The sequence below is a fragment of the Desulfosporosinus metallidurans genome (assembly GCF_001936615.1).
GTDB lineage: Bacteria > Bacillota > Desulfitobacteriia > Desulfitobacteriales > Desulfitobacteriaceae > Desulfosporosinus > Desulfosporosinus metallidurans.
Genome location: NZ_MLBF01000034.1, coordinates 39,060 through 54,058 on the forward strand (window position 1 = coordinate 39,060; position 14,999 = coordinate 54,058).

General features: G+C 45.5%; 14 protein-coding genes. All 14 read right to left on the reverse strand.

Annotated elements, in window-relative coordinates; translation table 11 throughout:
- Window positions 1-42: 42 nt before the first annotated feature.
- Window positions 43-1,428, reverse strand: a complete 1,386-nt coding sequence (gene hslU / locus DSOL_RS17430; RefSeq protein ID WP_075366090.1) for an ATP-dependent protease ATPase subunit HslU — start codon at window positions 1,426-1,428, stop codon at window positions 43-45.
- A gap of 11 nt (window positions 1,429-1,439) precedes the next feature.
- Window positions 1,440-1,970: an ATP-dependent protease subunit HslV gene (gene hslV, locus DSOL_RS17435; protein ID WP_075366091.1), complete on the reverse strand. Its 531-nt coding sequence runs from the start codon at window positions 1,968-1,970 to the stop codon at window positions 1,440-1,442.
- Between the two features lie 99 nt (window positions 1,971-2,069).
- A complete protein-coding gene (gene xerA / locus DSOL_RS17440) occupies window positions 2,070-2,975 on the reverse strand; it encodes a site-specific tyrosine recombinase/integron integrase (RefSeq protein ID WP_075366092.1) in 906 nt (301 codons plus the stop codon).
- Window positions 2,976-2,979: 4 nt separating this feature from the next.
- Window positions 2,980-4,296, reverse strand: a complete 1,317-nt coding sequence (trmFO, locus tag DSOL_RS17445) for a methylenetetrahydrofolate--tRNA-(uracil(54)-C(5))-methyltransferase (FADH(2)-oxidizing) TrmFO (RefSeq protein ID WP_075366093.1) — start codon at window positions 4,294-4,296, stop codon at window positions 2,980-2,982.
- Between the two features lie 8 nt (window positions 4,297-4,304).
- On the reverse strand, window positions 4,305-6,395 hold the full coding sequence (gene topA, locus DSOL_RS17450; protein WP_075366094.1) for a type I DNA topoisomerase: 2,091 nt from the start codon (window positions 6,393-6,395) through the stop codon (window positions 4,305-4,307).
- Window positions 6,396-6,559: 164 nt separating this feature from the next.
- Window positions 6,560-7,675, reverse strand: coding sequence for a DNA-processing protein DprA (gene dprA, locus DSOL_RS17455; protein WP_075366095.1), 1,116 nt, complete (start codon window positions 7,673-7,675; stop codon window positions 6,560-6,562).
- Window positions 7,676-7,753: 78 nt separating this feature from the next.
- Window positions 7,754-8,674, reverse strand: coding sequence for a non-homologous end-joining DNA ligase (gene ligD, locus DSOL_RS17460; RefSeq protein ID WP_075366096.1), 921 nt, complete (start codon window positions 8,672-8,674; stop codon window positions 7,754-7,756).
- Complete coding sequence (locus tag DSOL_RS17465) at window positions 8,658-9,536, reverse strand: ATP-dependent DNA ligase (protein ID WP_075366097.1); 879 nt, start codon at window positions 9,534-9,536, stop codon at window positions 8,658-8,660. Before DSOL_RS17465 ends, ligD begins: the two co-directional genes overlap by 17 nt.
- Before the next feature lie 2 nt (window positions 9,537-9,538).
- Complete coding sequence (gene ku / locus DSOL_RS17470) at window positions 9,539-10,486, reverse strand: non-homologous end joining protein Ku (protein ID WP_075366098.1); 948 nt, start codon at window positions 10,484-10,486, stop codon at window positions 9,539-9,541.
- Between the two features lie 157 nt (window positions 10,487-10,643).
- The gene (locus DSOL_RS17475; RefSeq protein ID WP_075366099.1) at window positions 10,644-10,973 is read right to left on the reverse strand and encodes a hypothetical protein; all 330 of its coding nucleotides are present in this window, start codon (window positions 10,971-10,973) and stop codon (window positions 10,644-10,646) included.
- Window positions 10,974-11,136: 163 nt separating this feature from the next.
- Window positions 11,137-11,748, reverse strand: coding sequence for a DUF3786 domain-containing protein (locus DSOL_RS17480; protein WP_075366107.1), 612 nt, complete (start codon window positions 11,746-11,748; stop codon window positions 11,137-11,139).
- 65 nt (window positions 11,749-11,813) lie between these two features.
- Window positions 11,814-12,644, reverse strand: a complete 831-nt coding sequence (locus DSOL_RS17485) for a TIM barrel protein (protein ID WP_075366100.1) — start codon at window positions 12,642-12,644, stop codon at window positions 11,814-11,816.
- A gap of 112 nt (window positions 12,645-12,756) precedes the next feature.
- Complete coding sequence (locus DSOL_RS17490) at window positions 12,757-13,425, reverse strand: histidine phosphatase family protein (RefSeq protein ID WP_207649642.1); 669 nt, start codon at window positions 13,423-13,425, stop codon at window positions 12,757-12,759.
- On the reverse strand, window positions 13,415-14,998 hold the full coding sequence (serA, locus tag DSOL_RS17495) for a phosphoglycerate dehydrogenase (protein WP_075366101.1): 1,584 nt from the start codon (window positions 14,996-14,998) through the stop codon (window positions 13,415-13,417). Before serA ends, DSOL_RS17490 begins: the two co-directional genes overlap by 11 nt.
- Between the last annotated feature and the right edge of the window lies 1 nt (window position 14,999).

Sequence of the window (14,999 nt, forward strand, 5' to 3'; positions counted from 1 at the left end):
ATCCTCCTTTAATTTGCATCTTTTTTGACTATAATCGGACATCTATAAAATATATCTCGCTAAATCTTGATTTTGAACCACATTACCTAAGCGTTGTTGGACATACTCTCGATTGATAGTCACTGTATAATCGTCCGGCAGTTCTGAAGCTTCAAAGGATAATTCCTCTAAAACCTTTTCCACTATCGTGTGGAGTCGACGTGCTCCGATGTTTTCAGCCGTTGAATTTACTTGATAGGCAACCTCTGCCAATTCGTCAATAGCATTCTCTGTAAAATCTACTTTTATCCCTTCAGTACCCAATAATGCACTATATTGTTTTATCAAGGAGGATTGGGGTTCTGTAAGAATACGTTTGAAATCAGCCACACTTAATGATTCAAGTTCCACACGGATAGGAAATCTTCCCTGAAGTTCAGGAATAAGGTCAGACGGCTTGCTAAGATGAAAAGCTCCGGCTGCAATAAACAAGATATGGTCGGTTTTAACTGGCCCATACTTTGTCACGACAGTTGATCCCTCAACGATCGGAAGAATGTCACGCTGCACCCCACCCCTCGAAACATCCGGGCCACCCGCACCTTCTCGTCCTGCAATCTTGTCAATTTCATCTAAGAAAACGATTCCCTCGTGCTCTGTTCTACGAATCGCCTCCTGAACCGCTTCTTCTTGGTCAATTAAGTTTTGAGCTTCTTCATGAATTAAGATCTTACGCGCTTCGCGCACGGTTACTTTTCTGTTTTTGTGCTTCTTCGGTAGTAATCCAGACATCATATCCTGAATATTTAAGCCCATCTCCATCATGTTGTTGTTGCCCAACATATCGGAAAGAGGCGTGCTTTCTTCAACCGAAATCTCAATAACCCGCTCTTCAAGCTCCCCAAGGCGCAAGTGTTCTGCTACTAGCTTGCGTTCTTGCTCAATTTGGGGAGAAACTTCAATTTTCTTTTCTTGATCAGAAGCCTGACCAAACAACATCTGAAAAGGATTGCTTGATGAACTCTCAGAACGTTTTTCGGGAACCAACAATTCGACTAAGCGTTTCTCAGCGTTAACCGCCGCCTGAGCCTGAACCTGTTCTGTGCGTTCCGCCTTCACCATACGCAAGGAGATTTCGACCAAGTCTCGAATGATGGCTTCCACATCCCGTCCTACATAACCCACTTCCGTAAATTTTGTAGCTTCAATCTTTATGAATGGGGCACGAACTAGTTTTGCTAACCGTCGGGCAATCTCTGTCTTCCCCACCCCGGTTGGGCCAATCATCAAAATATTTTTGGGTATAATTTCTTCTTGCAATTGCTCTGGCAAACAAGAACGTCGATAACGATTACGCAAAGCAACCGCAACAGCACGTTTAGCTGCATTTTGCCCTACAATGTCCCGATCTAATTCACGAACAATTTCCCTCGGAGTCAAATGATCCATAGTCTCACCCCCTACAACTCTTCCACGTTAATTTGATCATTAGTATAAACACAAATTGAAGCGGATACTAGCATCGCCTCTCGGACGATCTCCGTCGACGTCATATCAGTATGCTTTACTAATGCTCGGGCGGCAGCCAACGCATAATTTCCACCAGACCCGATCGCAGCAATACCATCGTCAGGTTCAATGACTTCACCCGAACCGGATAAGATTAAAAGATTTTGAGCGTCCGCAACTAAAAGTAATGCTTCAAGGTTTTTCAGCATTTTGTCCGTCCGCCATTCCTTCGCGAGTTCGACAGCCGCACGCTGAAGATTCCCGTGATACTCCTCAAGTTTTTGTTCGAACTTATCAAAGAGTGTAAACGCATCTGCAACGGATCCCGCAAAACCTGCAATCACTTTACCGTGAAACAAGCTACGGACTTTTCGGGCGGTATGTTTCATGATGGTCGCCTGCCCAAAGGTAACTTGTCCGTCACCTGCTATAGATACGTGTTCCCCTTTTTTTACTGCGACAATAGTTGTTGCGTGAAACATAAATAACCCCCCCCCTTCTAAGAAGTTTACTCGGGCATATTCAGTGTGTCAAGTTAAATTGTAGTCAATTTACAACTTTTTGAGAAAATTCATTGTATCTTATGGGATATTTCGGTTTTTGGCTCGAGGATGTGCCTCAACATAAACCTCTTTTACTCGTTCTCGGGTAAGGTGCGTGTAAATTTGGGTCGACGAAAGTTTCTGATGTCCCAGTAACTCCTGTACACTTCTCAAATCCGCTCCCCCATCCAACAAATGAGTGGCAAAGGAATGGCGGAGCATATGCGGATGCACGTGTTGTTCCAAGCTGACCTTGGCGACCAGTTTATTTAGAATCCGCCGGATCGATCGGTCGGATAAACGCGTCCCCTTGTAGTTAAGGAGAAGAACTGGATTATGATCTGAGCGCATCTTAAGATAGCTCTCGATAGCCTGAATCGCATAGTTAGTCACTGGGATCACACGCTCCTTGTTCCCCTTCCCAAGGACTCGAATCAACCCGTTCTCCAAATCTAAATTCTCTCGATTTAAGCCTACCAACTCACTGACCCTCAGCCCCGAGCCATAGAGCAGCTCCATAATAACTTGATCGCGAGAACCCAGTAACTTGGTACAATCCGACGCCTTAAGCAGCCCCTCAACCTGGTCCAAATAAAGAAAATGCGGGAGTTTTCGTCCTAATTTCGGACTTGCTACCCGCTGGACCGGATTGATCTCCAGTATTTCTTTGCGACATAAGAATTTGAAAAACGATCGTAAGGCCGCAAGCTTTCTGGCCATGCTTTTTCTTGCCAAACCGTGTTCTGCCAAGACGCCCAGAAAACTACGTACGATGTAAACGTCAATCACATCCACCGTGAGGGATTCAGGTTCCACACCCTGTTCGAGAGCTGCAAATCGGAAAAACTGTCCTAGATCAGTTTGATAAGCAACTACGGTATGCTCTGATCGATTTTGAGAATATTGGTGACCAGCAAATAAACTTAATGCTTCATCCGCTAGCACAAGCTTACCTCCCCAAATCCTCAAACGAGCAGAACTCACTTAACGACTCCAAAGCCCGTTCTGAAATTTTTGCGTTTTTCTCACGCTTATCCCGTATCCGTTTTGTCAAGGGCGGAAGTAACCCAAAGTTAATATTCATCGGTTGAAAACTCTGACTTGGAGAGCCCTCCAAATGACGAGCCAATCCCCCTAACGTCGTTTCAGCAGGAAAAACCAGGGTATCCATCTGTTTTAGCCTCCGCCAAGCATTAAGCCCGGCCATAAGCCCGCTAGCAGCCGATTCTACATATCCCTCGACCCCTGTCATTTGACCGGCAAAAAAGAGAGACGGTTTTATACTTAAACTAAAATCTGCTTTAAGAACCTTTGGAGCATTGAGAAACGTATTCCTGTGCATCACGCCAAAACGAACAAACTCGGCATTTTCCAGACCAGGTATCAGCGAAAATACACGTTTTTGTTCCCCCCATTTTAAATGCGTCTGAAATCCCACTAGGTTAAAGAGTGTTCCGGCTTGATTTTCCTTACGCAGCTGTACAACGGCATAGGACTTTTGCCCAGTGCGAGGATCCTGCAATCCAACCGGCTTTAAGGGACCAAACGTCAGAGTCTGAGGGCCACGCTGAGCCATTACTTCTACAGGCAGACACCCTTCAAAAACCTTACCTTGTTCAAAACCTTGGACTTCAGCCGTTTCCGCCTGTTGTAAGGCATTGTAAAACGTTTCATACTCTTCTCGAGTCATGGGACAGTTCAGGTAATCTGCTTCTCCCTTGTCGTAGCGGGAAGCCCAAAAAGCCTTGTTTAAATCGATTGATTCCAGCGTGACGATCGGGGCGGCCGCATCGTAAAAGGAAAGTGCCTGCTCTCCAGTTAAGCGCAGGATATCTCCAGCTAAATCATCGGAAGTCAAAGGACCACTGGCGACGATCGCGATTCCTTCATCTGGAAGGCAATGCACTTCTTCCCGATGAACACTGACGTTCTGATGTTGTTCCAGTCGTTCCGTGACTTCCGCCGAAAATAGGATCCGATCAACTGCTAAAGCGCCACCAGCGGGAACTGCGTGATGATCTGCTGCACTCATAATGAGAGATCCTATACGACGCATTTCTTCCTTTAATAGCCCCACCGCATTTTCCAATCCAGCTCCCCGCAGCGAGTTGCTGCAAACCAGTTCTGCAAATTTATCTGATTGATGAGCGGGAGTCGATCTGATCGGGCGCATTTCATATAAATCGACCATGACACCACGTTCCGCTAATTGCCAAGCAGCTTCTGAACCTGCAAGGCCTGCTCCAATGACAGTAATACGCTGCATGTACCCTTTCACCCTTCTTCAATCACTTTTGTATAGCGACATTCCCGATTCGTGCAGACCATTTTCTTTTGTCGTTTCGACGATTTAATCACCATCAATTGTTGACACTCCGGACAAGGGTCTGGGGCTGGCATCTCCCACGAAACAAAGTCACATTCTGGATAAGCGCTGCACCCGTAAAACTTTCGCCCTTTCTTGGAGCGGCGAACCACGAGGGGTTTAGAACATTTCGGACAATTTAAGCCTGCTTCTTCGAACAGGGGTTTTGTATTTCGACACTCTGGAAAACCCGGACAAGCTAGGAATTTACCGTAGCGCCCCATTTTGATCACCATATTGCGACCGCAGTTCTCACAGATTTCATCTGAGATCTGATCCTCAATTTTCACCTTGCCAATTTTCTCTTCCGCCAGTGCCAAAGTTATTGAGAATGGCGTGTAATAATCCCCAACCACTGACTTCCAAGACGCAGTCCCTTCTTCGATTAAATCGAGCTTTTCTTCCAAATTGGCTGTAAACTCTAGATTCAAAATATCAGGGAAATACTCTTTTAGTAAGTTGATTACGATCTCTCCAAGTTCTGTAGGAAGAAGCTGTTTTTCCTCTTTCACAACATACCCTCGAGTTTGTATCGTTTCAATGGTCGGCGCATAAGTGCTCGGCCTTCCAATTCCCTCCTCCTCCATCTTGCGAACGAGAGAGGCCTCCGTGAAGCGCGGTGGAGGTTCCGTAAAGTGTTGTTTCTCTTGGATTTTGATAACCTTTAGGATTTCTCCCGGCAAAATCGAAAGCGTCAAGGAACTTTGTTCTTCATCGATTGAGTCGCCTTCGTCCTTTCCTTCTTCGTAGACCGCTAAAAACCCCGGAAAACGTATCGTTGAGGCATTCGCTCGAAACAAGTAGTCACTCACGAGAACATCGACCGCCAAAGTATCCATGACTGCCACACTCATCTGACTGGCAATAAAGCGTTCCCAAATCAACCGATATAAGCGCAATTGATCTCTTGATAAAATCCCCTTTAAAGAATCCGGAGTCCGCAAAGCCGAAGTAGGGCGGATTGCTTCATGTGCTTCCTGGGCCCGTCCCTTACTGGTGAACTGGCGTGGTTCTGGGGGATAATAGTCCATTCCATATTGGGACAGAATCCATTCCTTCGCCTCAGCTTGTGCCGATTCAGCAATCTTGACTGAATCGGTACGCATGTAGGTGATTAAACCGACAGTTCCTTCTTTTCCGAGGTCAAGACCCTCATACAATTGTTGCGCTAACATCATAGTGCGCTTAGGTGAAAAACTCAATTTTCGATGCGCTTCTTGCTGCAAACTGCTCGTAATAAAGGGAGGCGCGGGGAGCCTTTTCTTTTCTTTGGTACGCACATCGGAAACTTGAAACTCTTTTCCCTTTAGATCCTCTAAAACGGTTTCCATTTCTGCTTTCGAAGAAATAGATACTTTTTGCCCTGATTTCTTTAAAAGCTTAGCCAAAAACTTCCCACCGGCCGCTTGGAGGTTAGCCATTAAACTCCAATACTCTTCAGAAACAAAAGCCCTAATTTGATCTTCTCGGTCTTCAATCAAACGAACCGCCACAGATTGCACCCTGCCGGCGCTTAACCCTTTCTTGATTTTCCGCCATAGCAACGGGCTTAATTGGTAGCCGACTAATCGATCCAAGACCCGACGGGCTTGCTGTGCATCCACTCGATTTAGATCAATCTGACGGGGATGCTTAATCGCCGCTTGTATGGCCGTTTTCGTTATTTCATGGAATTCGATCCGATTTTTATCCTCTTGGCTAAGTCCTAACAAATAGGACAGATGCCAGGCAATTGCTTCCCCCTCACGGTCCGGGTCAGAGGCCAGAAATACTTTATCCGCCCCTTTAGCCGCTGCACGCAGATCCTTAATCAAATCTCCTCGCCCGCGAATCGCAATATATTTCGGCTCAAAGTCGTTTTCTAAATTCACGCCCAATTGACTTTTTGGTAAATCCCGCAAATGTCCCATCGATGCTTTCACCGTGTAACGACTTCCTAAAAATTTGCTGATGGACTTTGCCTTAGCGGGCGACTCTACAATAACAAGCGTTTTAGACACAATTTCACCTCAAAATAAAGTAAAAAAAGTTACTATCCGTCATTCAGGTTATTCCTTTTTTTCACTTTCTTAATGTCCAATCAGAAATCCGACTGGATTATTATAAGCACTTAAGTAGCGTTGATAAAACTAAGCCCTATATTAACGCCTTTTCCATAGTATGTCTAGCTCTCTCGAGCTAATACATAATGTTGTCCAGGCAATTGCAAGACTTTTCCGCCTAATTGTAGTTCTAATAAGGCTAGGGAAATACTCGAAACAGGCAGGGTTGAGTGAATTGTAATTTGATCTATATGCAGAGGGACATCACTTAACTGTTGTAGAATGGAGAGATGTTCATTACCGTCAGTAGGCTTCGTTTCACCGAGCTGTTCCTTGTGACCAGAAACTTGGCTAACATGTTCGGTCCAGACTGGCAGCTCATTCAATATATCATCGATCCCCTCAACGATTTTTGCCCCCTGGCGCAATAAATGATGAGGGCCCCGGCTCACCTTGCTAAAAATCGGTCCAGGTACAGCGAAGACTTCTCGTCCTTGCTCCAAGGCGAAATCGACCGTGATCAATGCTCCACTTCGTTCCGCAGCCTCCACGACCACAACCCCACGAGAACAGCCGCTAATTAAACGATTACGGGCGGGAAAATGCGTCGCAAGAGGTAAAGTACCGGGTGTGAATTCACTGATTAATGCACCTCTTTCCAGAATTTCTTCTGCTAAGCGTTGGTTTTCAGGAGGATACACACGATCAAGACCACACCCCAGAAAGGCCCAAGTTACCCCTCCGCTCTCCAGTACTCCTTGATGCGCAGCAGTGTCAATCCCTCGGGCCAGACCGCTGGCGATAACAATCCCTTTAGCTGCAGCGTCTCTAGATAATACCCGTGCCGCAGATTTACCATAAGCAGTGGCTTGACGTGAGCCTACTACAGCCAATACCTCCGCGTCTCCTCTCAGATGCCCACGATAATATAGAATTGGCGGAGCATCTGCCAGCTCCGCAAGTAAAGGGGGATAATCCGGTTCATCTGGCGTGATCATCCCAATCCCCTGTTGGTTCAGTTGATCCCCAATCTTCTGCGGATCAATGGTTTTTCGTTCCTTTAATAATTCTTCAATCCACTTTTCCTGGTTAATGGTTTGAAGATATTTATGCGACGGAGCCTCCCACGCCTTGACCGCACTTCCAAAGTGGGCTATTAGCTGACGCAAATGTTGGCTCCCCAGACCCTTTATCGTACGGAATGCGGCTCGTACTATCTTTTCCTGTTCCATTCCCATGCCTATGTCCCCCTTTGCCCTCCATTTCGGGACAAAAGTGCGCTTCTCCTGCGTAAAAGATTGTCGAATATCCATGGTTTAGGTGAAATAGTGTAGAATCGCTGAAAAATCATTGAACTGACCCATTATTGTACTAAGATCTCCGACCTTTTTGAGCCGTTCCTGAAACGAACGCACATGAAAATCATCCGGATTGACTCCCTGAACCACTTCATCCCAAAGAAGAGGGGTGGAAATGTGTCCTAACCGTGTCGGCCGAACACTATAAATACCTGCCATGGTTCTCCCTCGCCCATTTTGGAGATAGTCGAGATAAACTTTCCCTTCACGCTTTTTGATACTGCGTTCCATCGTGCAGGATTCCGGGCGTTGGGCAGTAAGGAAACGACAAATTCCTTCGATTCCTCGTTGAACTTCAGCGTAAGTAAACCGGTCGTCCAAGGGTAATAGAATATGGACTCCGGTTGAACCGGAGGTCTTGACCAGAAACTTCAGTTTTAGCTCCTGCAAAATTTCTCCCAACCATAGTGCCACTTTCAAGGCATCTTGGACGCCTGACGGAGGATCTGGATCAAGATCAAAGATCGCCCATCTCGGGTAATCAGGCTTTATCATTCTCGATGCCCAGGCGTGGATTTCGATACAACCAAGGTTTATTAGATAAACAAGCGTGGATAATTGATCACAAATCAAATAAGTCAAACCATGCTTCGAATGGGGGTCCGTGTATCGAGTTACCCACTCCGGAGCTTGGGGTGGACACTCCTTCTGATAGAAATACTCTCCGTCAATTCCCTCTGGAAAACGGACCATAACAAAAGGGCTCTGTTTCAAATGTGGCAGTATTAACGGAGCCATCTCGGTATAATATTGGATCAATTCTCCCTTAGTTATTTCCTGCTCTGGAAAATATACTTTATTCAAATGACTTAAAGAAAGTATTTTTCCTTCCACAACAATCGATGCCGAATGATCCTTCGTCTTAGATAATTTGGGCATGGCGCAATTTCCCCTCATCCGTCCACTCCAAAAACCGTGTTTTAAGAAGCACGGTCGGTTCAACCCACCGTATATTCTCTCCTCGACCAGGCCTCGGCCCAATTCCTGTAAAAGGACTTGATTCCTTTTCTCGAAATGCTGAAGCTCCCTCATTTCTGAGAAGGCGTGACACGCCATTGGAGACTGTTCCAACATAGACCAATTTTCCCTCAAACATCATCCCCAAGCAAACCGCTTGAAGCGCGTCTCCTTTGAATTTGATTCCCCCCACGAAAAAAGACTGTTCTTGAAACTTTTTAAGCTTTAACCACGATGAGTCTTTTCCTCCACGATACAAGCTTGTAGAGACTTTGGCCACCATCCCTTCCAAGCCAAGCCGTTCAATTCCCTCCCAAAGCCTTGAACCATCTGTAAAGGTTTCAATCTTATGACAGCGTTCAGAAGGAGGACTACATTGTTCTAGAAAATCCAGACGTTCACCCAAAGGTTTCTTGCGCCAATCGTTACCCTCCCAAAAAAGAATGTCGAAAATGACATAGTCCACCTCCAACTCCGAAGGCTTAAGGGAATGACTGTGTAAACGGCGCAATAGAGACGGAAAATGAGGTAACCCATCGCGGAGGACGACAACTTCCCCGTCGATCATACTTTCCCTCGGTAACCAGTCAAAGCAATGATCTAACTCGGCAAAACGTTCCCTGAACACCTTCTGGGCCTTTGTCTGAAAAGAAGTACCCCGAGCGGATTTATACGTAATCCAGCGCATGCCATCCCATTTTACCTGATATAAATAGTTTCCTACTGGTAGAGCTTCCACACGTATGGGTTCCATAACTTTAACGGGAAATTGTGCTTCAATCACGACTATGCTCCTTTCGCACGTCGAGTTGTTCGTTTTCGAGGGGTCAAGGTAGATTTTGGTTTTTCTCCATTAGCTTCCTCCGTGGCTATAGCTTCAACTTCTTTATCTTTTGTTTTGTCTTGAACTTTAACTTTTTCTTTAACTTTTACCTTATCCTTTACTGCATTCTTAGTCTCCAATTTCCCTTTTTCCTGTTCTGTTTGAGCAATGCTCGCCCGCAGAGCTTCCATTAAATCGACTACTTGTCCACCCTTGGACGGAGCTACCACCTTGAAGTTTTCACCCGCTACTCTGCTTTCAATCAACTGAGCCATTTGTTCATGTAACTCATCATGGTACTTTTCTGGTTCGAAAGGACGGGCTAAGTTATCAATCAATTGGCGAGCCATCGTTAATTCCGTTTCCGTGGGAACAACACGATCCCAAACCACATCCATATGCCGAATTTCCTTGGGATAATGCATCGTTTCCATGACGAGGCCTTGTTCAAAAACACGTAGACAGGCCAAATGTTGTTTTGACCGCATTGTGACACGTGCCAAGGCAACTTTACCACTTTCCTCCATCGCCTGAGAAAGTAGGCGATAGGCTTTCAGCGCGGTTTCTTCCGGAGAGAGGTAATACGATTTCTCATAATATATCGGATCAATTTCTTCTAAATCAATAAAGTCAAGAATATCAATTGATCGGCTCATGGGTTGTTCCACAGATGCCAGGTCTTCATCACTAAGAACAACGTATCGGTCTTTCTCATACTCATATCCCTTAACTAAATCAGCCATATCCACCTCTTGATCACAGTGGGGACACTTTTTGATCGACCGAATTCGCTGCTGACAGTCTTTATGGAGATAATTGAATTTAAACTCTTGTGATTCCGTAGCCGCATGCATTTTTACCGGAACATTAACTAAGCCAAAACTGATGGATCCCTTCCATAATGTATGCATATAACATTCCTCCTCGACCTAGTGTGAACATCAAAGGATGTATTAATGCAATCATGACATAAAGACTTGCCTCATAAAAACAAAAAACCCTGTTCTTTTTTCGAACAAAGTTTAAGAAGGTTTTCGTTATATTCATGTCATCACATCAAACCCATGTTTACTTCACTACCCGAAGATGAGCCGTCTCCATCTGAAGTTCTCCCAGCTTTGTACCCAAAGTTATTAATTCGTTCTTAGTTTCTTGATTTGCTTTTTCCTGGCCAACCCGAAAATCATGTAAAGCAGTTATTTGATTGTGGAATTCCGATTCCAGCCGAACCTGACTTTCTGTTAGCTCTACAAGTTCTACTTTTATTGTGGCTACGTCTGACTTCAAAGTTCTAACATCTGACTTTAATTCACTAGCGTCTTGCTTCAATCCTTGAAACTCACTGAAAAGTTTAGTGAATTGATCCGCAATAAATTCCTGAAACTTTTCGTTATCCAATTTATCAACTCCTTGAACAAACTCTTTCTGAGAGTTCTATTCGCCGAGATAGTTGTATTCTCCTTCAATTGGCAGAAAATACCCATGAAGAAAAGTATATTCATATCCCCTTTACGAATATACTTTTACTTTTAACGCAAGCAGTATAATAGAAGATTCCTCCCTACAATTCAGCACTAATCCGCTTAAACCCAAAAACAACAGCGCTAGCCAGTACCGCATAATCTTCCGTAGGTAAAATCGAAGGAGCTGAAGCGTCAAATAGAATATTTCCGGACGCGGGAAATTCATCATCCGCTCTCCAAAGGATTAAGGTCACGGGAATACGTGGAAAAACCCTAAATGTAACCCCCATGTCGCCAAGTCCATTGAACTGTCCCCCTAAACGGGTGGCCACGTCAAGAAGTCTATCCGGGTTAGCACCGAAACTTCGCACTAACGGATCAATAGCGCGATGAGTAAACGGTTGAATGTAGATACTTCCTCCTGGTAATTCCTTGTAAGAAATTAGCGTTCCTGTCTCTACACTTTCATTAAGGTTTGCTAAGTAATGAAGGATCAATATTTGAGTAAAAACCGGCAATTCGTCGCTAGGGGTGGGAACAGACCCAGACCAAAACTGCCCGCTGGGATATTCGACGTTATAATGCCCACCCAGAAAATCGACCGAAAGGGTATTCCCCTCAATAGGGTAACCTGAACAACGAGCCATATCCGCTAGAGAACAAGCGCGAAACTTTTCAAGTGCCACCTCATGAGCCGCTGTATAATTCACCATACTATTCTCCTACTCCCTTTTACCCTATTTTCGTTCTATCAATGACTTGCACTTGACCAGCCTTACCCGATCGCCTGATATGTCTGTTGTAAAAGTAGAGCATCATCCTCTAGGTTCGGGCTTTCGCAAATAGCCAACCCTTCTACCCCAAAGGTATGACAGGCTTTCATTAACTCTTCATAACGCAAGTCGGACTCCTTCAAGACCAGATGTTTTTTCTCGCCCTTCAATCCGTATTCAATGCCCGAAATATGAAAATGCACATTTTTCACCCAGCGATCCCCCAGCCTCTCGGCAGTTTCATTAAGGATCGCACAAAACTCATCATAAGAGTTGAACCGTCCATTCGTCCGGGCATGAAGATGGCTAAAATCGATACACGGTAATACTCCCGGAACCTCTTGCGCAATCCGAATCGTCTCCGCCAGATCTCCGAATTGAGTCCCCTTTCCCGTCGTTTCCGGGCGAAGAATAACATCATTTCCTTCCGCGTCGAGAGTTTCTCGCACGATAGAGAGTTCTCGAACTACTCGCTCCAAAACCACTTCGGACGGATTATCATGATTGAAGGCCGGATGAAAAATAACACTTCGCACTCCGAGAATTTGCGAAATACGCGCAGTATGAATGATACGATCCCGACTTGCCGTAATTTTCTCCGGCTCACGAGAGTTGAGATTAATATAGTAGGGGCCATGACAACTTAAGGCGATCCCTTCCTCTTGGGCAACAGTGCCAACTTTTCTTGCTTTCTCTTCTCCCATCCGCACTCCCTGGACAAATTCTAGTTCCATGGCACAGAGATTGAGCTCTCGAATACGACGTACCCCACCTTCACTAGATCGATCTGCGGAGGAGAGTGGGACACCAGCAGTTCCAAATAATAATGGCAAATAAGTTCACTCCATTGCTATTTTTTATCACATTATATCCTCTTTCTACTTAAATGCCAATGTACGAAAAGTCCCTCATCCATAGTCTGATGAGGGACTTCTATATATTGAATTACAACCCCTTTTGCTCAATCCCACTGAATAGGAAACCGAGATGAACTGTAGAATTCATAAGCACTAAACGCCATTTCTCCTGGTCATACTCAAAGACATTGATGCACGTGTTGTCTTGTTTCATTTGCCAAAAATGGCTCTGTTCGATCTCCAGTATATCGCACAGAACGGCTTTATTGACGGCATCATGTGCGACAACCAGAACGGTCTGCCCTTGATGTTTTTCAGCAAGTTCCTTAAAGGCTTCCATTGCCCGTTTGCGGACGTCTTCAATTCTTTCCCCTTCTGGCATCTGCACATCAACCACTGTGGTGCGCCAGCGCTTTAAGAGATCAGGGTATAGGGCTTCAATTTCTGCAGCATAAAGACCCTCCCATTTCCCATGGTTGATTTCTAGCAACCGATCATCTTTCGCGACTTCCAGGCCGTGAAAGTTCGCACACATTACGGCAGTATCATAAGATCTCGATAAAGGGCTGGCATATACCGCATCCATAGGGACATTCTTTAATGCCTCAGCCACGAGCTTTCCCTGCTTTAGCCCCACTGGGCTAAGTGGGGTATCGATTTGCCCTTGGTATCTCCCTTCGTGGTTCCAGATAGTTTCACCGTGCCGGACCAAAATAAAGCGTGTCATGGATGATTTCTTCGGGGAATCATTTAGCATCAAAATTCACCAGCTTGGCGCCGAATATCCCATTCAGAGCCTTGATTTTAAGCAATGAATCGTTGCAGATATCGGATTCCACCTCTAAAAACATGATACTTTTGCCCGCTTCCTCCGTCCGTACGACCTGCATGCTCATAATATTAATCTTCTTTTCTCCCAACAAACTTCCCACAGCGCCGATGATACCAGGATGGTCGTTATGCGGAACAATGAGCAGCAATCCTCTGGGGGTGACATCCACACGATACCCATCAATCATGACAATCCTAGCCTCTTCGCCAAAGAGTGTACCTGCCACGCGATGATCCCCTTTATCTGTACGGATGCGTACACTGATCAGATTAGCAAAATGCTCAGTCTCTTGACTTTTCATTTCTCGTACTTTAATACCCCGAGATTTTGCCACAGTTGGGGCATTAATATAGTTCACGGCTTCTTGAAGGATAGGATTTAATACTCCCTTCAAAGTTGCGATGGTCAGCATTTTGCTGTCAACCTCACTGATTTCCCCTTTGTACTCCACCTCAATCGACTGAATCCGTCCTTCTGCCAGATAAACAGCCAACGTACCCATCTTTTCCACAAGCTGAAAGTACGGTTTTATCAATTGCATAACCCGCAGAGGAACAGGCGGCATGTTGACGGCAGTGGTTACCGGCTCCTCGTTTAAAGCAGCCAAAACCCCTGCAGCCACGTCAACGGCTACCCCTAGCTGAGCCTCTTTGGTGGATGCCCCAAGGTGCGGTGTTACAATGACATTATCCAACTTCAAAAGTGGGTTTTCTGGAAGAACTGGTTCTTTCTCAAATACATCCACTGCAGCCCCAGCCACAATTCCCGCCTCGATAGCTCTAACCAATGCCGCCTCATCAATCACTCCACCTCTGGCGCACTGTACAATCCGAACTCCTTTTTTCATTTTGGCGAAAACCCCATCATTTAAGAGGTGCTTTGTTTCTGGTGTTAGAGGCAAATGGAGAGTCATAAAATCTGCCTGTGCGTAAATCTGATCGAGTTCAGCCAACTCAATCCCCAAATCTTCAGCCTTTTCCTCACTAATATACGGATCATACGCCAATACTTTCATTTCAAATGCCAGAGCCCGTTTGGCAACTCCTGTCCCGATCCGCCCTAACCCGATTACTCCTAATGTCTTTCCTCGCATTTCGACGCCCATGAATTTGCCGCGCTCCCATTTTCCTTCTTTCATGGAACGGTAAGCTTGGGGCACATTCCGTGCTAAGGCAAGCATCATGGCCATGGTATGCTCTGTTGCGGCCACGGTATTTCCATCCGGCGCATTAATAACCATGATTCCTTTTTCTGTAGCCGCTTGGATATCGATGTTATCCACCCCGACACCCGCTCGTCCAATCACCTTGAGGTTCGCTGCGGCCTCGATCACGGCTCTAGTGGCTTTTGTCTCACTGCGGACAACCAAAGCATCATACTGGGGAATAGTGGCTATCAGTTCATCTGGGGTTAAGTTATGCTTAACATCTACCTCATGAGCTTGTCGTAATATTTCGACTCCCTCATCTGAGACTTTATCGCTAACAAGAATCTTCATT